Origin of the sequence: Ralstonia chuxiongensis (assembly GCF_024158925.1) — a bacterium.
Lineage (GTDB): Bacteria > Pseudomonadota > Gammaproteobacteria > Burkholderiales > Burkholderiaceae > Ralstonia > Ralstonia chuxiongensis.
The window spans coordinates 220,519-243,042 of record NZ_JAMYWC010000001.1 but is presented as its reverse complement, the minus strand read 5'-3'; the positions used below and the strand labels follow the sequence as shown (position 1 = coordinate 243,042).

Genomic DNA, 22,524 nt, shown 5'->3' with positions numbered 1-22,524 from the left:
TCAATGGAAAACATCGTTGTAAGCAGCGCCGCACTTGGCGCTGTGGTCGGTCTCATCCTGGCGTTGACTGGTGCAGGTGGCGCGATCCTCGCGGTTCCGCTTCTACTGTTCGTCCTGCGCCTCAATGTTGCAGAGGCCGCGCCGGTCGCCCTGCTTGCAGTGGGCCTGTCTGCGGCCGTTGGAGCTGCCATCGGCCTGCGGGCGGGCATCGTGCGCTACCGCGCCGCTATGCTGATGGCCTTGGCCGGTACGGTCTTCTCACCCGCCGGCTTGTGGCTTGCGCACCGTCTTCCGAACGGACCGCTGACGCTGCTCTTCGCTGCCGTGCTGGCCTTTGTTGCGCTGCGCATGTTCAAGCAGGCTAGCGCGAGTGCTCCACACAAAGCGGAAACCGAGCAGCACCCGCAACCGTGTCAACTGGATAACCAGACCGGCCGCTTTGTCTGGACTGCTTCCTGCACCCGCGCGCTCGCGCTTTCGGGCATTGGCGCTGGCTTTCTCTCGGGCCTGCTGGGGGTGGGTGGGGGCTTCGTCATCGTTCCCGCGCTCAAGAAAGCCACCAATGCCCCGGTGCACTCCATCGTGGCGACCTCTCTGGCAGTCATTACCTTGGTGTCCGCCTCAGGCGTCATCACAACTGCCTTGTCCGGGCGAATGAACTGGCAGATTGGCGTGCCTTTTGCCACGGGCGCCATGCTTGCCATGCTGGGTGGGCGGGTCGTGGCCGGTCGGTTGAGCGGCCACAGGCTGCAGCAGGGCTTCGCGTTCATCGCGGGTCTTATCGCCATCGGGATGGTGGCGAAGGTCGCGCTGGCAACGTAAAGCCAAACACACAAACGTACCCAGGAAAGGTACGCCTCATACAAAGGAGACACTCTTGAACTCAATCAAATCGCGCACCCTGGTCGTAGCGCTTCTGGCGGCAACCAGCATGCCGGCGCTATCGCAACCTCAGACCGTCCCGATGCACGTGCCGGAAGAGTCGTCGATCCCACAGGGGCCCATGGGGGACGGCATCAAGCGCGGCAAGGAGTTGCTGACGGATACCCACAAACAGTTGCCCCGCAACGTGGGCAACGGCCTGAACTGCACGAGTTGCCATCTGAATGGCGGGACGACGGCCTACGCATCGCCTTGGATCGGGCTCACCGGAGCCTTTCCGGAGTACCGGTCTCGCAGCGGCAAAATCATCTCGCTCCAGGAGCGCATCAACGATTGCTTCCAGCGCTCGATGAACGGCAAACCGCTGCCCTTCGACTCGGCAGAGATGAACGCCATCATGGCCTATATGAAGTGGCTGTCCACAGGCGTGCCTACTGGCACCAATGTGGCCGGCCGGGGTTTCGAAAAGATTGACACCTCGCTCGTTCCAAACCGCGAGCACGGCAAATCAGTCTACGAAGCACAGTGTGCGTCCTGCCATGGCGCAGAGGGGCAGGGCACCAAGAATCCGCAAGGTGGCTACATCTTCCCGCCACTGTGGGGCAATGACTCGTTCAACGTGGGCGCGGGGATGGCCCGGCTGTACACCGCCGCTGCGTTCGTGAAGCACAACATGCCGCTTGGCCAGGGCGGCACGCTGTCAGCGCAGGATGCCGTGGATGTCGCCGCGTTCTTTACCCAGCAACCTCGCCCCGACTATGCGCCACGTGTCAACGACTGGCCCAAAGGTGACAGGCCGAAGGACGCGCGCTAACGCTGGGCGGCCGGACGGCGAATCACTTAGCAAAGTGTTGCGCTACATCATGACCCCGCTTTTGACTTGAGTTAAAAATTTCTGCAAGGCGCATATAAGACGCCCAACCTCTGAACGGATTGCGCAGCACGTTCAGCGTTGGTGAAGAAGCCTGTGCAATCGTCGTTGAATGAAGGAGTCCGCCATGCAAGCAAATGTTGGAACGATCGACCGCGTAATTCGAATCGTTGTCGGGTTGGTCTTGATTGGTCTGGCCGCGACAGGGCGCGTTGGCGCCTGGGGCTGGATTGGCATCGTGCCACTCCTGACAGGCATCGTGCGCGTCTGCCCCGCCTACAGCATTCTGGGCGTGAAAACGTGCGCTGCGCCGAAGACGGAAGCAAAGTGACGTCACTTCAGTTGGTCAGTTCTCCTGACCAACTGCTGTGGCCCCACTGAGCGACATTTCCCGAAGAGATAGGCGTGAGCCAACGCCTTTGACTACCTCGTCGCCAGCGGGAATAGCGGCGTCTCAAGACTGGCAAGGTCAGGGTTCTGACCAAGGGCTGGGCGTCACCCGCGTCGGCAGGCAAGGGCAATGGTGTCGACGTCAGCATCGCCGTCAGCGATTTCAAGATCAGCAAGCCTGCTGGCAAGCGCGCTATTGAGAAAATCCGCCACTGACGAAGCGCGCTTGCGCTTTGATTGCCGTTTCAGGTGAGCGCTCTGTGCCCAGGCAAGCGTGCTCAGTCTTTGGCCGCTTCCGATTGATTCTCCAGTTCGCGCAAATTCTCCAGCGCGGCCTCCGCCATCTTGACTCGAAAGCGCCCGTTCTGGAGCTGGGTTCGAGAAAGAACTCGGCGACTGGGCTGGCGTCCCGCAAGGCGGCACAGGCATCCCCATAGTTGACCTGACGCCAGTTTCCGGATCGGCTTACCGCATCGCCTTGTTGGGGCGTTCGTGGTACTGCGGTTGGCTGCCTGAGCCCAAATTCAGCTTTCCGTGCCAGTGCATCGGCGTGATGCGGATCAACGCCCGCAGATTGGGGTTGGCTAGCATAACTTTATCCGTGCAATGGAGCATGCCGATGCGGGCAAAGAATTCGATGCCGAGAATGCCAGCATCGCCTCTTGGCGCCGCTGTGTTGGCGGATCGTTATCTCGCTCCAGGCGAGACAACATGCGAGGACATCTTCAAGCGCGTCGCGCGTGCCCTTGCCGTCGCGGAAGCTCCCGAGCTTCGCACGCGTTTTACTCGCTTGTTCTACTCCAACTTGCTGCAAGGTGCCATTGGCGCGGGGCGGATCATGGCGAACGCGGGAGGTGCGAAGTCGGGGACGATGGTGAATTGTTTTGTTCATCCTATCGCCACCAGCGGACAGCCCGTTGCAGACGCATCTGATATTGAACAGGCTTTGCAGAAGGCGCGCGTCACGCTGCAGATGGGTGGCGGGGTGGGCTACGATTTCTCGGTCATCGCCCCTGTCGATTCCGAGCAGGCAACATCAAACGGCGGGATGGGGAGCGTCTGTGCGGTCATCGATGCCTTCGATCGAACGTGTATGGCGCTGGCGCAAGGCGACACACGAGGAGGGGCGCAGATGGCTGTGCTGCGCTGTGACCATCCCGACCTCGCAGCTTTCGTCGCCGCCAAGCGCGGACGAAAGCGCTGGTCAACGTTCAACATATCGGTGGCTGTTACCGATGCTTTCATGCAAGCCGTTGCCGATGATGGATTGTGGCGGCTGCAACATCGCGCTGCGCCTAACGCTCGGCGGTTGGAAGAGGGCGCCCACCTGCTGCCCGACGGAAGCTGGTGCTACGCAGTCATACCCGCACGGCAACTCTGGGGCATGCTTGCGGAAGCGGCGCGCCATAGCGCAGAACCGGGCCTACTGTTCATCGACACCATCAACGCAGCCAACGACCTTGCCGGGATTGAAACCATCGCTGCGACCAACCCGTGTGGCGAGCAACCGTTGCCGCCATGGGGCGGTTGTGTGCTTGGCCCCATCGATCTGTCAAGGTGGGTGCGATGCCCGTTTGGCGCGGGCGGGCAACCCATGTTTGACTTCATCGGATTGGGCCGGGTAGTGCGCATTCAAGTCAGAATGCTCGACAACGCGATCGATGTCACCCGCTGGCCGTTGGCTGAGCATAGGCAGGAGGCCCACGCCAAGCGCAGGATCGGTGTAGGCGTGACCGGACTTGCCGATGCGCTGACAATGATGCGCCTGCCCTACGACGCTCCAGAGGCACGAAATATGGCATCGCAGATCGCGCGCTGCCTGCGCGACAACGCGTACGCAGCCTCTGCCGAACTTGCGCGCGAGCGCGGGCCGTATCCGCTGTTTCAGGCGGAGCGTAGCCTGGCATCCGGGCACTTCAGTGCTTCGCTACCACGGGCTGTGCGAGAAGCCATTGCAAAGCATGGTCTGCGCAATAGCCACCTGTTGTCTCTCGCACCCACCGGGAGCGTCAGTCTTGCGTTCGGAGACAACTGCTCCAGCGGCATCGAGCCAGCGTTCGACTGGGTGTATCAACGTCGAGTGCGCATTCAGCATCGCGCGCCACTGCTTTACGGTGTAGAGAACCGCGCCTATCGGAGTTTCCGTGCGCAGTATGGACAGGGTGCCATGTTGCCTAGCTACTTCGTCACCGCGAGGCAAGTCGATGGCTTTGACCATCTGCGCATGGTGGCGACGCTGCAGCCGTTCGTTGATGCATCGATCTCCAAGACGGTCCTTGTCCCCAGTGACACATCCTGCGGCTATGTTGAATCGCTGCTCTTTCATGCGTGGCAGCTGCGGCTCAAGGGCATCACGATCTTCAGGCCGGGCGCAGGATCGGACGATGTGCTGTCCGCGTTGCCCATCGTTGATGGCCGACCCGCATGCTTTTGCTGAGCATGCCGATTCCGGGTCAAGCTAGGTTCGAGTCATCCTAACCGTGCAGAGCGCGCGTACATCCGCTCCGAACTGCCGCGCGACCCGGCGAACAGCGCAAACGGCTTGAGTGCGGACGGTTGGTGGCTGCTCAGACTGGGTGCACGTTCGAGAAGTCAGGCGGAGCGGGCCCGTGGCGACGATGGCTACCGGAAAAAAACGGGGGCTACCGGGGTTGAGTGGCAGCGCTCGCCTTGACGATATAGGCGACGACATCATCCAGCGTCACCAGGCGTGCATAGTCGGATTCGGGAATCTCGACTTTCAGCTTGTCATGCAAGCCCAACAGGAAGTTGAGCCAATCCATTGAATCGAGGTCTACCTGTCTGCGCAAGGGCCGGTCGGCACGTAGCGTAGCGGCATCGATCTCGGGGGCGATTGCTCGCAGCGCCGAGATCACGATCGCACGGATGTCACCTTCGTTCATTGGTCCAGCGCCTCCGGGTGCTGCAGCTGTTCGCGTAGTTCCATGAGGAAGAGGGCGCCTCGGTGGCCATCAGAGACCCGATGATCCGCCGAGAGGCTTGCAGTAAAGGCTGGCATGATCTTCAGCACGCCGTTCTCAGCCCATGGTTGCTCTGCGATGCGGCCGAAGCCGACCAACGCAACCTGTGGCGGATAGATGATGCCGAACACCTGTGCAACCCCCTGATCGCCGAGGTTGGTCACGGTGATGGTGGGCGAAGATATCTCGGAACTTCTCAATGATCCGGCTCGGCAGCGCTTGACCAGATCCGCGAGTTCCTGCATCAACCGGGTGAGAGGTTTGGCATGGGCGTCCAATAACGCCGGGGCGATCAGTCCACCTTGCCTCAATGAGATTGCTACACCGATGTGTGCGGCCGTCGACGCTTCAAAGTTGCCGCCGCGAAAGACTCCGTTGAACTCCGGAAATTGCTTGAGCGAAAGCGCGACGGCCTTGATGAGTGCAACCGCAGGCAACAACCGTTCAGCCAATGGGCGCTTGGCATTCTCCACTGCAAGCCAATTCAGCATGGTTGCCATTGGGATCGTTTCTGCCACGTAGTAATGCGGTATTTCTTGCTTGGAGCGCGTCATGGCGCTGGCAATGGTCTTGCGGATGTCGGGTGATTTTCCGCCCGGCACTGCGGCGTTTGCCTGAGCAGCGTGCTCAATGTCGGCCAACGTGACGGCCCCGCCGTGACCCGTACCGACGATGGTGCTGCTATCGATACCGCGCTCGCGCGCGGCCCGACGTGCTGCGGGCGAGACCATGTGGCGGTGCTCTGGCAGAGGCGCGGAGGCCACAGCGTGCGTGATCCCGTGCAAATGCGTGACGGTGCCTGGCGCTTCCCCCGGCTCCACAAATGTCGCCATCAGCGTTCCAACCGGAATCTTCATGCCTGGCTCGACCAGGAGCTCCGCGACGGTGCCGTCGTGCCAACTCTCGACGTCTATCGCGGCCTTGCTGGTATCCACCACGGCGATGATCTGGCCCTTCTTGACGACGTCACCGGGCTTGATCAGCCATTCCAGCAACGTCCCTTCGTCCATGTCAGCGCCCAGAGAGGGCAGCGTGAACTCGATCATGTAGCCTCCGCACGGGTTGCTGCGCAAGGGCGTGCGCTCATGACACCATCTGCTTGACCGCATCGACGATGCGGCTGGCCTGCGGCAGTGCGGCATCTTCCATATGCTTTGCGTAAGGAATCGGCACCTCGGCAGTGCAGACCCGGGCAACGGGAGCGTCTAGCTCATAGAACACCTGCTCGACAATGCGCGCCATGATCTCGGCGGCCAAGCCGACGCTGCACCAGCCTTCATCAACGATCACTGCCCGGTGGCACTTTGCAACCGACGCCATGATGGCGGCATCGTCGAGCGGTCGAAGCGAACGCAAGTCCACGACTTCCGCTGCAATTCCGTCTGCAAGGAGCATTTCTGCTGCCTGCAGTGCTTTGGGCAGCGACCCGCCGTAGGTGATGATCGATACATCCTTGCCTTCGATCCGGGTGCGCGCAGAGTGGATGTCGGCGATGCCGGCGTCGGGCAACTCGCCCTCCATGTTGTAAAGCCCGGCATGTTCGAAGATCAAAACCGGATCGGGATCGGCCAACGCGGGCGCAAGCATGCCGCGTGCATCTTCAATGGTGGCGGGGGCCACCACCTTGATGCCTGGAATGCCGGCGTACCAGCCCTCGAAACTGTGCGAATGCTGCGCGGCAACCTGCCGGCCGGCACCGGTTGCCATACGGATCACCAGTGGCACAGAAAACTGCCCGCCCGACATGTGTCGGTACAGGGCTGCCGTGTTCACGATCTGATCGAGTGCCAGCAGGCTGAAATTGACGGTCATCACTTCGACGATCGGGCGCATGCCGCCCAACGCCGCACCAATGCCCGCGCCGGTGAAGCCAAGTTCCGAGAGTGGTGTATCGCGTATGCGCTCCGGGCCGAACTCGGCTAACAGCCCTTTTGAAACTGCATAAGACCCTCCATACCGGCCGACATCCTCGCCCATGAGGAAGACACGCGGATTGCTCAAGAGTGCTTCACGCAGGGCTTCGCGCAACGCGTCACGGTAGGTGAGGCGGCGGCTCATGGCGCGGCTCCGGTGGGCGTGTAGACGTCTTTCAGCAGGTCATCCACGGGTTCCCAGGTGCCGGCGTCTGCGAAAGCCTCTGCCTCGGCTATTTCCGCATTCACTGCAGCATCAAGAGCGAGGAACGCATCCTCCGTCAATTTGCCCTCGGCCTTGAGGCGTGCCGTGAACGTATGGATTGGCCCGATTGCCTTCCAGGCCTGCAACTCTGTGGCTTGCCGGTAGAGGTCGGGGTCGTACATCGAATGGGCGCGAAAGCGGTAGGTCTTCAACTCCAGGAACCCCGGGCCATCGCCGCTTCTGATGCGGGCAACGGCATCCTTTGCTGCTTCATGCACGGCAACGATATCCATGCCATCGGCCGATTGCGCTGCCATGGCGTAGGAGGCAGCCTTGGCGCACAGATCGGTCTGGGCTTGATGGCGCTCCAGAGCGGTGCCCATGGCATAGAGGTTGTTTTCGCAACAGAACAGCAGTGGCAATTTCCACAGCGCTGCGAGATTCATCGATTCATGGAAAGCACCTTCCGCCACCGCACCATCGCCAAAGAAGCAGGCGGTGATGCGATTGCTGTGCTGCATCTTCTCTGCCAATGCCAGGCCCACAGCTAGCGGAAGGCCGCCGCCGACAATGGCATTACCGCCAAACAGCCGGTGGTTATGGTCGAACAGATGCATCGAACCACCACGGCCTCGTGCGCATCCCTCGCGCTTGCCATACATCTCTGCCATCAGCACGCCCATGTCCATGCCGCGCACCAGCGCATGACCATGTTCGCGATAGGTTGCGACGATGTTGTCTTCAGCCGATAGCGCATGCAAGGCGCCCACCCCTGCGGCCTCCTCGCCGATGTACAGGTGCAGGAATCCGCGGATCTTGCCCGCACCGTAGAGCTCTGCGCACTTCTCTTCAAACCGGCGAATGCGCAGCATGTCACGCAGCAGCGTCTTTGCGAATGTCGCGTCGTAGGGGACGGGGCCGGTCGGCGGTTGCGGAGCTGGGTGGTCGATGTCAGTCATGTTCCGCCCTCCAGCGTCGACGTATCGCCTTCGGGCAGGCCCAACTCGCGCGCCTTGAGCAAGCGTCGCATGATCTTGCCGCTGCGCGTACGCGGCAGCAGCTCCAGAAAGGCGATTTCCTTGGGGGCGACTGCTGCGCCCAGGCGTGTCCTGGCATGACCGAGGAGTTCCAGGCGCAGTTTGTCGCTGGGCTCGAACCCGGGGTTGAGCGAGACAAAGGCTTTCACCATTTCGCCAACCACTGGGTCTGGCTTGCCGATCACGCCTGCTTCGGCCACCGCCGGGTGTTCCATCAACGCACTCTCGACTTCGAACGGGCCGATCAGATGCCCCGCAGACTTGATGACGTCGTCGGCGCGGCCAACGAACCAGTAGTACCCGTCTGCATCACGCCTGGCCAAGTCGCCCGTCAGGTACCACTCGCCGGAGAAGCTCTTGCGATAGCGCTCTTCGTTATTGAGGTAGCCCCGGAACATGGATGGCCACCCTTGCTTGAGCGCGAGTTCCCCTTGCTTGTCGGGTGCATTGATGATGCTCACGCTGCCATCTTCGCCGCGCTGCACGATCGCCGCCTCGACGCCTGGCAGGGGGCGGCCCATTGAACCGGGCTTGATGTCGAAGGCAGGGGTGTTGGCGATCATGATGCCGCCGGTCTCTGTCTGCCACCAGTTGTCGTGAATCGGCAAGCCCAGGACTTCTTTGCTCCACCAAACGGCTTCCGGGTTCAATGGTTCTCCCACGCTGGCGATAAACCGAAGCCGTGGCAGCGCGTACCGTCTCGCCACCTCGGGCCCGGCTTTCATCAACATGCGGATTGCGGTTGGCGCCGTGTACCAGACGCTGACACCCTCGTCACGCAGGACGCGATACCAGCGTTCGGCGTCGAATTCTTCCCGATCGACGATGGAGGTCACCCCGTGCAGCAGCGGAGCAATGGTGCCGTATGACGTACCTGTCACCCAGCCAGGATCGGCGGTGCACCAGTAGATGTCGCTAGCGTGCAGGTCCAGCGCGTACTTGCCGGTTGCCCAATGTGTCGCGACTGCGCCATGCACGTGGACTGCGCCTTTGGGCGTGCCCGTCGTGCCACTGGTGAAGTGCAGCAGCGCCATGTCTTCCGCGGTGGTTGGCGTGAGATCGCACGCATCTGGCGCATTGCGCAGCAGCGAAACCAAGTCGAGTGTTCCTGGCTCGGACGTCTGCCCGCCGTCTTCGGCCACCAGCAGTACGTGTTTCAGGCTGGGCATACGGTCGCGCCATTTGGCGACCTTGCGAGCGTAGAGGGCGTCGGTTGTGAGCAAGACCGTGCCGGCACCCAGGTTGATGCGCGTAGCGATTGGCTCCGGACCGAATGCCGAAAAAAGAGGGGAGACTACGGTGCCGTTCTTCAGGGCGCCCAGCAGACCGACATAAAGTTCCGGAATGCGTCCGGCCAGGATGAAGAGTCGCTCGCCCTTGCCGATGCCGAGCGCGCGTAGCACATTGCAAAAGCGATTGGTTTGCGCGCACAGCTCTGTGTAAGTGACATCACGGCAAGGCATGCCGGCCGCAAGGAAGCGGAAGGCGATCCGCTCACCTTCACCACGGTTTGCATGCCTGTCCACCGCGTGCCATGCAATGTTGACGATCCCTGGAGGCAGGCCCGTCAACTCATGGCTGACCGCATCCCAGGAAAAGCGGTGGCACTCGGCTTCATAGTCCGCAAGGTTCGGTCTGACCCGCAAGTCGCCGGCGGTCTTGTGGATGATCTGCGATGTGTCCATTGCGCCCCCCAGCTCAATATAGGCTTCCGGGCACACAACAGAAAGCAGGATGGGCCTGCCCATGCTTCTGCAATAGTGCGATGAAATGCACTTTGAGAACACGATGGACTCTGCATGGGAAGGGGCTGTAAAGCGCGATGTCGCCCGCCCTTGAGAAACGGGCTGGCTGCAATTGAAACAGGGGCCCACATTCCCAGATGTGCTCCCAAGAGGCAAGCCAGTGCGGACAGGTGTTCGCAGATCATCAGGCGGCCTGAAACCGGAGGCAGATGCCCTCCACGCCGCATCGCGGGAAGCGCCCGCACTCCAGATGAACACGCAAAACCGCGCCCACGACGCACAGAGCCATACCGAAACGATGAGCCGTCTGATGGCACTTGCTGCCGATCAAGGCTATCTGGTCCATTCGCATATTGCCGATGCACTACCGGCTGACACGCTATCCATCGAAGGCTTGCAGGACGACACGCTTCCTATGCTCCTGGCTGTGCCGCGTGAACCACTCTCGCTTGACTCGCCTGTGGCCGAGGGCGACACGCAACTCGTGGAGTTGATCGAAGACCACGCTTCGCCGGATCCGTTTGGCGTTCTGGTAAATGCGCGCATGCGCGAGTTCGTTGAATCTTTGCTCGGCTCGATGACGCCTATCGACGCCATGGTGCTACGCCTGCGTTTCGGTATCGGGGGTGGCGGGCAGTACAGTCACGAGGAAGTCGCCCGGCAAACGGGAATGACCACCGCACAAGTGCGGCGTGCCGAGCGACAGGCCCTTCAGGCGCTGCGAAGCTCCGCACAGACCTCGGCGGCTGCCTGGACATTTTTGGTCGCGGAAGACTGAACCAGCGTAGCCGCAGCGCTATCACGGGTGGATATCAAGCGGTGGCTTGACCGGTATCAAGCCATACGCTGACCGCCGGCGAACAATGATTCTGTTCCTTCATTGCGGCCACGAACATGAAGCCAGTGTTGCGAGACGTGCTTCGCCGGCGGTTGTTGCAACATCGGCGCCAAGCAGACCCGACACCCGCTAACGGCGACGGCTCTGAGTCTGTTGTCGTGGATGCTCAGGCGTCAGCCACGGAGCGCGAGTCCAGCGTGCTTCCTGGACTTCACATGAGGGAGCCTGCGCAACGGCATGCCGCCACGCAGGGCTTCTACCACCTCGAGCACAGCAGGATCAGCGAGTGCGCTTGTGCTGGCTTGGCTTGTTTCGCTGCTCGCGCTGATCAGCCAGACCGCTGGCAGATCGCGGCCACCCAGACGCCTGCCCTCTACTGCCTCGGCAAATGCTATGACGCACCGAGTGACGGTGCACACGATGTTCGTCCACACGTCGGTCAGCATGCGAGCCGTCCTGTGCTGCTGGGCAACGTGCTGCGCGGCGGCGTGCGTGATCTGATGGCGTATCGCAGCGATGGCGGCGGTGATGCGCTTGCCATGGCTCGGCAGATGGCGCCGCAAGCGTTGGTCAACCTGGTACAGGCGTCTAGATTGCGGGGGCGGGGTGGTGCCGCATTCCCTGCAGGCGTCAAATGGCAAGCCGTTGCCAATGCTGAAGCCCGGATCAAGTATGTTGTGGTCAATGCTGACGAAGGGGATGCAGGAGCGTTCTCGGATCGCTTCCTGCTGGAGGACGATCCGTTTCGGCTTATTGAAGGCGCTGCGATTGCCGCGCATGCTGTTGGCGCACAGCGCGGCTACCTCTATATCCGGAAAGAGTATCCGGCAGCGGTGCAAGTGGTCTCGCAGGCTTTGGAACAGGCTCGGTCGGCTGGCTGGCTTCTTCCGACATTCCAACTTGAATTGGTCGTAGGGCAAGGCGCCTACATCTGCGGAGAAGAGACATCGCTATTGAATGCGCTGGAAGGGCGCCGCCCGGAAGTCCGGCCGCGGCCGCCGCAGATCAGCGCACGCGGTCTATTCGGTGCCCCCACGCTCGTGCATAACGTCGAGACCCTGTGCGCAATCCCATGGATCGTGACCCACGGCGCCGCCGCTTATGCTGCACTTGGTTTCTCGCAGAGCCGGGGCACCAAACTGCTGTCGCTGAACTCCTTGTTTCGCCGGCCCGGGCTTTACGAAGTGGATTTCGGCATCCGTCTGGCGGATGTCGTCGATCAACTCGGTCAAGGGTTGCGCCGCGGCAGGCTGAGGGGGGTGATGGTTGGAGGGCCGCTGTCTGGCATCGTGCCACCAGCGCTGCTCGACACACGGCTTGGCTACGAAGAAATGCAGGCCATCGATTGCGCCGTCGGGCATGGCGGCATGATTGCGTTTTCGGACGACACCTCCATTGCAAGCATCGTTGTGCAGGTCTTGCGCTTTGGTAGTCGCGAGTCATGCGGGAAATGCACACCCTGTCATCTGGGCACGCCCATTCTGGCAGCCATGGCGCAGGCAGCGGCAAACGGCATGCCGATCGACGGCAACCGCTTCCGACGCCTGATCGAGGCTTTGGCGGAAACGAGCCTCTGCGGGCACGGACGGGGATTGGCTGAGTTTGTCCAGTCCGTGCGGCGTCACTATCCGTCGGAGTTCCAATCATGGTTCGATTGACCATCGACGGTACGGCGTGTGAGGCGGCCGAGGGCGCATTACTGATTGATGCCCTGTCGGCGGCCGGCAAGATGGTTCCACACCTATGCCACGACGACCGGCTGATACCTTCCGGCGCATGCCGTCTCTGCATCGTGCATGTGAAGGGGCAGACCCACCCCGTTGCAAGCTGCTCCACCGAAGTTGCCGAGGGCATGGTCGTACAGACGCGGAGCGATACGCTCGACGCTCTGTGCCGTACAAACCTGGAGCTGATCGCCGCGCGCTATCCGAGAACCGCCTATGCGGCGGACCCGCGTCACCCGTTTCACCGCTTGCTGGCCAAATACGATGTGCCGCCCGGCGGCAAGTTTGAGGACGGGCTGTTCCGGGACGACAGCCACCCTTACCTCGGGGTGGGCATGGATCGTTGCGTCTATTGCGAACGCTGCGTCCGCATTTGCGAAGAGGTGCAAGGCCAGTTCATCTGGGAGATGGCTGGGCGCGGCGATGCAACACGCGTTGCGATCAGCAAGGGGCCAACGCTGCTCAGCGCAGGCTGTGTGAGTTGCGGTGCATGTGTCGACACTTGCCCCAGCGGTGCCCTGTTTGATAAGCGAATCGTCTCCAAACCGACAGCCTGGACACGAACGACGTGTGCGTATTGCGGGGTCGGCTGCCAAATGGATGTGGGCACCGCCAACGGCCGCGTGGTCGCCGTGCGCCCTGCGGATCAGCCAGTCAATCGTGGCCACCTGTGCGTGAAGGGGCGCTACGCATTTGAGTACAACCACGCCTCGGACCGCGCCACTCAGCCCATGCTTCGCCGTGATGGACGTTGGCAGGCGGTGGGCTGGAGCGAGGCGCTCGATTTCACCGCCGCACAACTGCAGGCCATCATTGCGCGGTACGGGAGCGATGCGGTTGGCGTGCTGGCGTCTTCGCGCGCGACCAACGAGGAGAACTATCTGGCGCAGAAGTTTGCCCGTGTGGTGCTGGGTACACACAACGTTGACTGCTGCGCCCGTGTTTGTCACACACCCAGTGCCAAGGCCCTCAAGACAATGCTTGGCGTTGGAGCAGCCACCAACAGCTTCGACGACATCGAGCAGGCGCATGCTTTCCTGATCTGCGGCGCCAATCCGACCGAGAACCATCCGGTCGTCGGGGCGCGTATCAAGCAGGCGGTGCTCAAAGGGGCGCGGCTTGTTGTCATCGACCCACGCCGTACAGAGCTGGCGGCGTTGGCCGATGTCCATCTGCCCGTGCGCATGGGCTGCAACGTACCGCTATTCAATGCGCTGGCCGCCGCGATGATCGAAGAGGGACGTATTGATCGGGCATTTCTGGCCGAGCGGGTCAGCGGCTTCGATACTTTCGCCGCGCATGTTGCAGCCTTTGCACCCGAGCGTATGGCCGAGGTGTGCGGCGTGCCCGCGGATGCAATCCGCGCCGCAGCAAGAATCTATGCCGACAGCCGGCCGGCCATGTGTTTCCATGGCCTTGGCGTAACCGAGCACCTGCAAGGCAGTGAAGGCGTGATGGCACTCATTAACCTGGCCCTGCTCACAGGCAACCTTGGCAAGCCCGGCAGCGGCATCAACCCCTTACGTGGTCAAAACAACGTGCAAGGTGCGGCGCAGATGGGGTGTGACCCGGCCACACTCACCGGCTCGCAGTCGATCAGCCGGGCCGGCCCCCGCTTCGAGCAAATCTGGGGGCACCAGTTGCCAACCGGCCGCGGCCTGGATGTCCTGGAAATGATGGACGCCGCTAAGGCGGGCCACCTCAAGGCGCTGTGGGTGATGGGTTATGACATTTATCTTTCATTGGCCAACGCAACGGCAACTGCTGCTGCACTGGCTGCGCTTGACCTGGTGATCGTGCAGGATCTGTTCGTCAATCAAACCGCCGAAGCGTTCGGGACGGTTTTCCTGCCGGCGGCATCGGCCTTTGAAAAGGAGGGCACCTTCATGAACTCGGACCGGCGGGTGCAGCGTGTCCGCGCCGTCGTCACGCCCCCCGGACAGGCACGTCCAGACTGGTGGATCATCCAGGCGCTCGCTGCGCGCATGGGCAAGCCGAAGGGTTTCGAGTTCGAGACTCCGCAGCAGATCTGGGATGAAGTGCGCTCGCTCTGGCCGGATGGCGCTGGATTGGCATATGCCCGCCTGGAGCGCGAAGATCTTCACTGGCCATGTCCGGCCGAAACTCATCCAGGCACAGCCGTGCTGCATCGGGATCGCTTCTTCGCCAGCAAGACTGCCGCCCTGGTTCCGGTTGCATACGTGCCCACATCTGAGCAGACCAGCGACGCTTATCCGTTCCTGCTGACCACCGGTCGGGGGCTGCACCATTTCAATGCCGGCACCATGAGCTACCGCACCCCCAATGCAGTGCTGAAGCCATCGGACACGCTGGACATGGCACCTGCAGATGCGGCATGTCATGGCCTGGTCGAAGGCGACATGGTCGAAGTGTCAAGCCGGTACGGTGCCGCGATCCTGCCGCTGCATATCAGCGATGCAATGCAAAAGGGACAGTTGTTCTGCAGCTTCCATCGCCCGGATCTATTGATCAACCGATTGACGTCTGCGGTGCGCGACCGGCTGGTGCATGCGCCGGAATACAAGGTGACTGCTGTACGGGTGAAAAAGCGCGACGCCTGAACATCGGGGATGTCAGGTGTGGTCTGTGAGGGGAGGCCGCCCGAGTGGCGGCCTTATCACGGGGTTTCCAGCGCAGCGCGCTCGGCCGCGGCCACAGTGCGTTTGACCGCAATGAAGCTATCCGGGCTCACCGATATGGAATCAATGCCGCATTCGACAAGGAAGGCGGCAAACTCAGGGTGGTCACTGGGTGCCTGGCCGCACAAGCCGACGTGGGCGCCTGCCTCGTGGGCCTTGGTGATGACGCTTTGAATCATCCACTTGACCGCATCGTCCTGTTCATCGAAAAGCTCCGCGAGATCTGCCGAGTCGCGGTCAACGCCGAGCGTCAGTTGTGTCAGATCGTTGCTGCCAATTGAGAAACCGTCGAAGCGTTGCGCGAAGGCCTTCGCCAGAATCACGTTCGATGGAATCTCACACATCACATAGATCTTGAGGCCGGCTTCGCCGCGCCGGATACCGTTTTGCGCCATCACCTCCAGCACGCGGTCGGCCTCTTTTGTCGACCGGCAGAACGGAATCATGACGACCACATTCTTGAAGCCCATCTCATTGCGAAGGCGGAAAATGGCCCGGCATTCAAGCGCGAAGCCCTCCTGGTAGCGGGGCGAGTAGTACCGTGACGCTCCGCGGAACCCGAGCATGGGATTTTCTTCCTTCGGCTCGAATTCCGCCCCTCCGATCAGATGCGCATATTCGTTGGTCTTGAAGTCGCTCATGCGCACGACCACGGGCTGCGGATACTGGGCCGCGGCGATCCGTCCCAATCCACGCGCAAGGCGGTCGACGAAGTATTCCGTGCGGTCTTCATAACCGGCAGTCATCGCTGCGATGGTCTGTTTGGCGTCTTCGTCTTTGAGCGTGTCGAAGCGGACAAGGGCCATCGGGTGGATCTTGATGTGGTTGCTTACCACGAACTCCATGCGTGCCAGCCCCACGCCGTCCGCCGGGATTCGCCACCACCGAAATGCTGCCGCCGGATTGGCGAGGTTCAGCATGACCTGGGTGTGTGTCGCAGGGATACTGCCGAAATCGATCTCTTCGACCTCAAAGTCGGCAATGCCTTCGTAGACAAATCCTTCCCGACCTTCCGCGCAGGACACCGTGACCTCCTGCTCGTCATGCAGCAGATGCGTCGCGTTGCCAGCGCCGACGATGGCCGGAAGCCCCAGTTCGCGGCTGACGATGGCCGCGTGTGATGTGCGGCCGCCCTGGTCGGTGATGATGGCAGCGGCCCGCCTCATCACGGGCACCCAATCTGGGTCTGTCGTCTGGGTGACGAGAATGGCGCCGTCGACAAAGCGCTCCATGTCGCGCGGGCTTTCGATGATGCAGACTTTGCCCGCCGCGACGGCTTCGCCAATGCTGACGCCGGACAGGATCTTGCGACCGGTTTTCTTGATATGCCAAGTTTTTACCGCACTGGCTTCGCGACGCGACTCGACCGTCTCTGGCCTGGCCTGCACGACGAACACCTCATTGGTGACACCATCTTTTGCCCATTCAATATCCATCGGCTGGCCATAGTGCTGCTCGATCACACAGGCCCATCGCGACAAGGTGAGGATCTCCTGGTCGCTCAGGACGAAACTCGCACGCTCGGCTTTTGATGTCGGGACGTTCTTCGTCGGGTGGTCGCCGTCGTTCGTGTAGATCATTTTGAGACCTTTGCCGCCGAGCTTCTTCCCAACGATCGGCGACAACGACGGCTCAGACAGCAGCGGCTTGTAGACCTCGTATTCGTCGGGCTCCACGTTGCCCTGGACCACGTTTTCGCCAAGCCCCCAGGCCGCATTGATCAGGACAGACTTGTCAAAACCCGTCTCGGTATCGATGGTGAACATGACACCGGCGCCGCCCAGATCGGATCTGACCATGCGCTGCACGCCCACCGACAATGCGACCTTGGAATGGTCGATTCCCTTCGCCTGGCGGTAGCTGATTGCGCGGTCTGTAAACAGCGATGCGTAGCAGCGGCGGCAAGCGTCCAGCAGGGCACGCTCGCCGCGGATGTTGAGATAGGTTTCCTGCTGCCCGGCAAAGCTCGCCTCCGGAAGATCCTCGGCCGTCGCGCTCGATCGCACTGCAACATCTATGTCGACCTGTCCCAATCGGCGGTTCAGTTCGTCGTAGGCAAGCCGGATCGCCTCAACCGTCTCCACTGGCCATTCACCGCGCAACATGGCCCGTCGGATGGTGAGCCCGGTCTCTGCCAGGGAAAGCTTGCCGCCATCAAGCTCAGCAAGCGCTGAGGCAATCACCGGCTGCAAGCTATTTGCATCGACGAAGCGCCAGAAGGCCTCGGCTGTGAGTGCAAAGCCCGGTGGGACATTGACGCCCCGGCCGGCAAGCGTGGCCACCATCTCGCCGAGCGATGCATTCTTGCCGCCGACTCGTGGAACGTCGGTCCGTCGCAATGCCTCGAACCAGACAACGTGCGCAGTGTTGTTGACCATGCGTTGCTCCTTCGCGGCGGGTGCCCAAGGTCGGCAGGGGGGCCGAGTCGCATTGCAAATGCGAACTTAGCAACCGTGTCCGGATGCATCGAAGTCCGGAAACTCCGCGTCAAGCAGCTCGTAGATCAACTTGGCCTTGCCGGAGAGTTCGATGTCCATCCCGCGGACGAGATGCTCGTCAGAGCGCAGCCACTTATAGGCAAGTTGCACGTCCTCGATAGTGGGCTCGATGTCGAGGATCCGGGTTAGCACTTCCGTCTCAAATGGCCCGATGACTTCGCGAATCTCCCGCGCAGTCGGGCGACCCTCAATGCTGTGGCGTTGGGCTGTGGCGTTCATGGCGGTTGTGTCTCCAAGGGTGTCAGCCGGTGCATTTGCATCGCGTCGAACATGGCTGTGCACGCACCGACTTGGCATGACATGCAAACAAGGTTTCTCGGCGGATCAAGTCAATACTGGCATGCCCGATAGCGTCGGCTTTGCGCCGTATCAAACGTCGATCACGTGCTGTGCGTCAAGAAGACTGGAGGCTTGTAAGGCCGGGATTTGTGACGCTCGCCATTCAGTGACACTCGCCATTAACCACAAGTGACAAGTGAGGGCATCACTGCCGCGACAATTTCGAGCGTCGCGCCTGCGCGGAACGTTGCGCGCCTCGCTGAACCAGGCCCTCTACCGTTGGTTCCGAGTGCTTGCTGGGGTTTCAAAGCGATCGCGTTCCACCACCGACGGCGCCTGCAAGCCATTCAGTAAGAAATGCGCTGACTCTCTTTGTAGAGCAACTTCTGTCTCCGCTATGCCGTCATGACTGCATGGAAGTAACTCCGTGCGAAAAATCAACGCGCACCCGGGTCGCAAGGAAAAATCAGTACAAAACGAAAGGGCGAACAGTAGCTACCTTCCCATCTCACCAGCGAGGCTCGGTTGGATTAGCGATCGCAACTCTTGGGTCTGGAGGTACAGACATTTTCTGATGCAAAGCCAACTCAATCTTGTGGGTTGCTACTGCGTTGTTGCGCGATCCGACCGTGCATCCGACAGCCACTTGTCTTCGTATATTGATTGCTTCCACGTTGCGAAGCGCCACGATAGAGGTCAACGATGAAACGGTATCAACTGGCAAAGTTGTCTGGTGTTCTGCTTTCTTTCGCAATCATTTCTGGCGGCTATGCGTCCGTAGCGACGGCCGCAATGGGCGATGGCGAAGCCACCACCATGGTGGGCGGCGCTCCGATGTATCCGTCCAAGAACATTATTCAAAATGCGGTCAATTCGAAGGATCACACCACTCTTGTTGCTGCCGTGAAGGCAGGTGGCTTGGTCGAAACACTGTCTGGGACGGGGCCATTCACCGTGTTCGCACCAACCAACGAAGCCTTTGCTGCGCTGCCCTCCGGCACCGTCGATCAGTTGCTCAAGCCTGAAAGCAAGCCGACCTTGGTCAAGGTGTTGACCTATCACGTGGTGCCCGGCCGGCTCACGGCACAAGACCTTATGAAGGCTGTTGCCGATGGCGGCGGCAAGGCGATGCTCAAAACCGTCGAGGGTGATCCGCTCACCGTCATGCAGAAGGGCGATCGTTTGACCGTCACCGACGACAAGGGTGGCGTCGCCGTTGTAACGATCGGCAACGTGTACCAGTCGAACGGCGTGATTCACGTCGTGGACAAGGTATTGATGCCGTAATCCTTCCCCTGCAGCGCAAGGGCGCGTGCCCTTGCGCGCTCGAGCTATGACGGGAGGAGGGCAATGTCATCTCAATTTCGCTACGCGCAAGATGTTCATTGCCGGAAGGACGCGGGAGATATGCTTTTGCCGCATCCCGTCACGGGTAACCCGGGCACGCGAAATCAAATGCACGTTGTCGGAGCATCTTCGCCCGGGCCCGCGGGCACGATATCAGCGCCGCAGGAAACCGCCCGGGAACGGCTTATTGAGCTGCTCAAGCAGACTGGCGAAGGAAGCAAATCGGCGTTCGCAGAACTCTGTACGCTGACTTCTCCCAAACTCTATTCGTCGGCTTACACAATCCTCCGCCGTTCAGGCGAAGCAGAAGACGTGCTGCAGAACTGAGTCTGTACGCAGGGCACGATTCCGTTGTACCGATGGAGCATGTGGCGTCGATGCAGCCCGTCTTGGAGCAAGGCAATGCCAAGGACAAAGCCATCAGAAACAGCGGGCATTGGCGCGCTTCGGGCGGGTGGCCTCCGGCAGTCTGCTTGGCGTTGATACAGTAGTGCCGGACACGAACACGACGTCCACCTGTTTCACGCGTGAATCAGTTCTGGCGTGTTTCGCGACGACGCGTCATGCCCGACGCGCTGATGTGCCGTGGTTCGCGCCTTTAGCTGCGTTGGCGTGGTTCTTGCGCGGATTCACCATCTGTGCAAAGTACATTGCTGCGGAGACGTCCGCCATGCCGCGGAACCATCCAGAATGCCCGCCAGTCCGTCACGACCGCCATTACGGTGGCGCCTTCGACGCGCGCGCGAGCGACGGCCGACAAGGTAGGCGGTGCCATCGACGCAGCGTCGTGGTGCAGCGTTCCGCCGCACGCGATCATGGCCGATACGCCGCTGCAATCCTGAAACGATCCTGTGCCTTCAACGGATGTGGTGGCGCCAGCGGTGGTGCTGCCTGCGTACGGCCGCGACGCCGTTCGCCATTTACGTGACGGTAGAGACCTGTTCTACAACTGGCGTCGGGAGGGAATGGCACGGGGGCCGTCGAATCTCGTTGTCAGAGCAGTGTTTGGCAAACCGGGACGAGCGCTTCTTCAAGGTGAGGGCGGCGCGTTGCGTCAAGGGGACGAATCATGACATCCAAACATTGCACACCATCGTGGACATGGGCACGCAAGGGCCTGCTGACCGCCACGATCGGATTGCTGGGGGCTACAGGCTTTGCTGCGCCGACCGGTACAACCGGATCGACCGGCCCAGCCAAGAATGCCGGCATCAGCGCGTCGCCGCATATGCTGAACGGCAAGGTGGTCCCGCCGCCTCGTCCCACCGTGCCAACAGTGATCGTGCCGGGCATGCCGCGTTCGCTCATGCGCGAAGCAGAGCACGGCCATAGCACCGGCGGCACGATCGTCTCTCCGGCGTCGGTGCATCGCCAGAACGGCGCTGTCTGGGTCGACTGACGGGGGCGATCATGAAAAAACTCATCCTGGCATGCATGCTCGCAGTCAGTCTCCTGCTGGCATTCCGGCCCATATCCATACCATCTGCCCAGGCTGCGACGCCGATGAAGGTGCTTGTACTGTACGACGCGCCGCCTAACGACCCTTACACCAACCTGGGTCTTGCCTACGCAATCATGCTGCGCAACCTGCTAGGGCATTGGAATACCTCAGTCAGTCTGGTCCCGATCCAGAATTACACGGCGGGCTCCGTGCAGGCCAGCCAGGCCACCTTCTATCTGGGCGACTACTACAACAACACCATTCCCCCTGCGTTCCTGAGTGACGTGATGTCAACCAGCTCCACCGTGGTCTGGTTCAAGTACAACCTGTGGGAGCTGGCCTGGGACACGGTCGATTACGCCAATCCAACCTTCACCCAGAAATTCGGCATCGCCTTCAACGAGGTCTATGGCTTCAACGGCAACGTCTATCCGTCGTCGAGCAATCCGAACCCGGGGTTCTTCGATACCGTGGCTTATAAGGGCATGTCGATGGTGAAGTACTACAACTTCAACGCGACGACGGGCGTGGTCAGCGCCGATCCGGACATCGGCGTCACGCAGGTCACTGACGCAACGAAGGCGAAGGTGCTGGTCAACATCACGGACAGCCAGACCGGAGCCGTGGCGCCCTATGTGGTCCGCTCGGGCAACTTCTGGTACTTCGCTGATCAGCCGTTTTCGTACATCGGCCCGCGCGACCGCTACCTGGCGTTCTGCGATCTGCTGCACGACATCCTCGGCGACAGCCCGTCAACGGTCTACACCCACCGGGCCATGGTGCGCTTCGAAGACATGAATGCGTACACCAGTACAAGCTCGATGAAGAAGCTGACGGATTATCTGTACAACAAGCACATTCCGTTCTCGATGGCGACGATTCCGGTCTACACCGATCCGAACGGGTATTACAACAACGGCGTGCCGGAGACGATCACGCTGGCCAACGCGACTGGGTTGAAATCGGCGATCAACTATGCGCTCAAGCGCGGGGGCAGGGTGATGATGCATGGCTACACGCATCAATACGAGAACGTGCCCAATATCGACAACGCGGTGAGCGGCAATGATTTCGAGTTCTGGTATGCGACGGCCAATACCCCGACCGACGACGACTCGCTCCAGTGGGCGGGCGGGCGACTGGACGCGGGCCTCCAGCAGTTCACCAGCAACGGTTACACACCGTTCGCCTGGGAGGCTCCGCATTACGAATCGTCGCCGCTGTCGATTGCCGCCGTACCGCCGCGCTTCAACTCCACCTACCAGCGCGTGGTGTACTTCGCGTGCACCAACAACACCACGAACAGCGTCACCAACACCAATAGCATCTGCAGCAATAGCGATCTGTACACGCTCAACTCAACCGCCAACAGTCACGCGTTCGCGGTCGGGCAGTTCTTCCCGTACGTGATCTATTCCGACTACTACGGCCAGCGCATCATTCCGGAGAACCTGGGCAACATCGAATACAACATCTGCAATATCGATCCGTTCTCGTGCCTGACATACACCTGGCAGGATATCTACCTGAATGCCCAATATGCGCGGGTCGTGCGCGATGGTTTCGCGTCGTTCTTCTTCCATCCGTTCTGGTTGGACTCCGACATGTCGGGTACAGCTGCGTCCAACGCATTCCAGGATTTCCAGAGCCTGGTGAAAGGCATTTCCGGCCTCGGATACCAGTGGGTGGATGCAAGCACAGTGAAATAGCAGC

18 protein-coding genes are annotated in these 22,524 nt (G+C 61.0%); 11 read left to right on the top strand and 7 right to left on the bottom strand.

Annotation, left to right across the window (positions count from 1 at the left end; genetic code table 11):
- Positions 1–3: 3 nt before the first annotated feature.
- The 4 genes from NKG59_RS01015 to NKG59_RS01000 all read left to right on the top strand — a co-directional run bounded on the left by NKG59_RS01015 (position 4) and on the right by NKG59_RS01000 (position 4,580).
- Positions 4–822, top strand: a complete 819-nt coding sequence (locus NKG59_RS01015; RefSeq protein ID WP_253534456.1) for a sulfite exporter TauE/SafE family protein — start codon at positions 4–6, stop codon at positions 820–822.
- A 55-nt stretch (positions 823–877) separates the two neighbouring features.
- Positions 878–1,696, top strand: coding sequence for a c-type cytochrome (locus NKG59_RS01010; protein ID WP_253534455.1), 819 nt, complete (start codon positions 878–880; stop codon positions 1,694–1,696).
- Between the two features lie 184 nt (positions 1,697–1,880).
- Positions 1,881–2,084 carry a YgaP family membrane protein gene (locus NKG59_RS01005; protein WP_253534453.1) on the top strand — a complete coding sequence of 68 codons (204 nt, stop codon included), beginning with the start codon at positions 1,881–1,883 and terminating at the stop codon, positions 2,082–2,084.
- Positions 2,085–2,762: 678 nt separating this feature from the next.
- Positions 2,763–4,580, top strand: coding sequence for an adenosylcobalamin-dependent ribonucleoside-diphosphate reductase (locus NKG59_RS01000; protein ID WP_253534451.1), 1,818 nt, complete (start codon positions 2,763–2,765; stop codon positions 4,578–4,580).
- Positions 4,581–4,785: 205 nt separating this feature from the next.
- On the opposite strand, the gene NKG59_RS00995 is transcribed toward NKG59_RS01000, so the two are convergent.
- From NKG59_RS00995 to acsA, 5 genes are read right to left on the bottom strand one after another with little or no spacing between them, the layout of a single operon-like run.
- Positions 4,786–5,046 (bottom strand): acyl carrier protein, encoded by a 261-nt coding sequence (locus NKG59_RS00995; protein WP_253534449.1) that lies wholly within the window; start codon positions 5,044–5,046, stop codon positions 4,786–4,788.
- Positions 5,043–6,170, bottom strand: coding sequence for a dihydrolipoamide acetyltransferase family protein (locus tag NKG59_RS00990; protein WP_253534447.1), 1,128 nt, complete (start codon positions 6,168–6,170; stop codon positions 5,043–5,045). The genes NKG59_RS00995 and NKG59_RS00990 overlap by 4 nt, the downstream gene beginning before the upstream one ends.
- Positions 6,171–6,207: 37 nt before the next feature.
- Positions 6,208–7,182 carry an alpha-ketoacid dehydrogenase subunit beta gene (locus NKG59_RS00985; RefSeq protein ID WP_253534445.1) on the bottom strand — a complete coding sequence of 325 codons (975 nt, stop codon included), beginning with the start codon at positions 7,180–7,182 and terminating at the stop codon, positions 6,208–6,210.
- Entirely contained in the window at positions 7,179–8,201 is a 1,023-nt protein-coding gene (pdhA, locus tag NKG59_RS00980; protein WP_253534443.1) for a pyruvate dehydrogenase (acetyl-transferring) E1 component subunit alpha, read from the bottom strand. Before pdhA ends, NKG59_RS00985 begins: the two co-directional genes overlap by 4 nt.
- Positions 8,198–9,964 carry an acetate--CoA ligase gene (gene acsA, locus NKG59_RS00975; RefSeq protein ID WP_253534441.1) on the bottom strand — a complete coding sequence of 589 codons (1,767 nt, stop codon included), beginning with the start codon at positions 9,962–9,964 and terminating at the stop codon, positions 8,198–8,200. Before acsA ends, pdhA begins: the two co-directional genes overlap by 4 nt.
- A 310-nt stretch (positions 9,965–10,274) precedes the next feature.
- Between acsA and NKG59_RS00970 the strand changes: the two genes are divergently transcribed.
- The 3 genes from NKG59_RS00970 (at position 10,275) to fdhF (ending at position 15,168) form a co-directional block, all read left to right on the top strand.
- A complete protein-coding gene (locus tag NKG59_RS00970) occupies positions 10,275–10,802 on the top strand; it encodes a sigma factor-like helix-turn-helix DNA-binding protein (RefSeq protein ID WP_253534439.1) in 528 nt (175 codons plus the stop codon).
- A 275-nt stretch (positions 10,803–11,077) separates the two neighbouring features.
- Entirely contained in the window at positions 11,078–12,520 is a 1,443-nt protein-coding gene (locus tag NKG59_RS00965; RefSeq protein WP_253534437.1) for an NADH-ubiquinone oxidoreductase-F iron-sulfur binding region domain-containing protein, read from the top strand.
- Positions 12,508–15,168, top strand: a complete 2,661-nt coding sequence (gene fdhF, locus NKG59_RS00960) for a formate dehydrogenase subunit alpha (protein WP_253534435.1) — start codon at positions 12,508–12,510, stop codon at positions 15,166–15,168. The genes NKG59_RS00965 and fdhF overlap by 13 nt, the downstream gene beginning before the upstream one ends.
- A gap of 56 nt (positions 15,169–15,224) precedes the next feature.
- Here the strand turns inward: fdhF and ppsA are convergent, their stop codons facing one another.
- Positions 15,225–17,624 carry a phosphoenolpyruvate synthase gene (gene ppsA / locus NKG59_RS00955; protein ID WP_253534433.1) on the bottom strand — a complete coding sequence of 800 codons (2,400 nt, stop codon included), beginning with the start codon at positions 17,622–17,624 and terminating at the stop codon, positions 15,225–15,227.
- Positions 17,625–17,690: 66 nt separating this feature from the next.
- Positions 17,691–17,963 (bottom strand): hypothetical protein, encoded by a 273-nt coding sequence (locus NKG59_RS00950; RefSeq protein WP_253534424.1) that lies wholly within the window; start codon positions 17,961–17,963, stop codon positions 17,691–17,693.
- A 762-nt stretch (positions 17,964–18,725) separates the two neighbouring features.
- On the opposite strand from NKG59_RS00950, the gene NKG59_RS00945 reads away from it, so the two are divergent.
- From NKG59_RS00945 to NKG59_RS00930, 4 genes are all read left to right on the top strand, one after another.
- Positions 18,726–19,310: a fasciclin domain-containing protein gene (locus NKG59_RS00945; protein WP_253534422.1), complete on the top strand. Its 585-nt coding sequence runs from the start codon at positions 18,726–18,728 to the stop codon at positions 19,308–19,310.
- Between the two features lie 63 nt (positions 19,311–19,373).
- Positions 19,374–19,697: a hypothetical protein gene (locus NKG59_RS00940; RefSeq protein ID WP_253534420.1), complete on the top strand. Its 324-nt coding sequence runs from the start codon at positions 19,374–19,376 to the stop codon at positions 19,695–19,697.
- A 742-nt stretch (positions 19,698–20,439) separates the two neighbouring features.
- A complete protein-coding gene (locus NKG59_RS00935) occupies positions 20,440–20,769 on the top strand; it encodes a hypothetical protein (protein WP_253534418.1) in 330 nt (109 codons plus the stop codon).
- 11 nt (positions 20,770–20,780) lie between these two features.
- The gene (locus tag NKG59_RS00930; protein ID WP_253534416.1) at positions 20,781–22,520 is read left to right on the top strand and encodes a DUF2334 domain-containing protein; all 1,740 of its coding nucleotides are present in this window, start codon (positions 20,781–20,783) and stop codon (positions 22,518–22,520) included.
- Positions 22,521–22,524: the final 4 nt, after the last annotated feature.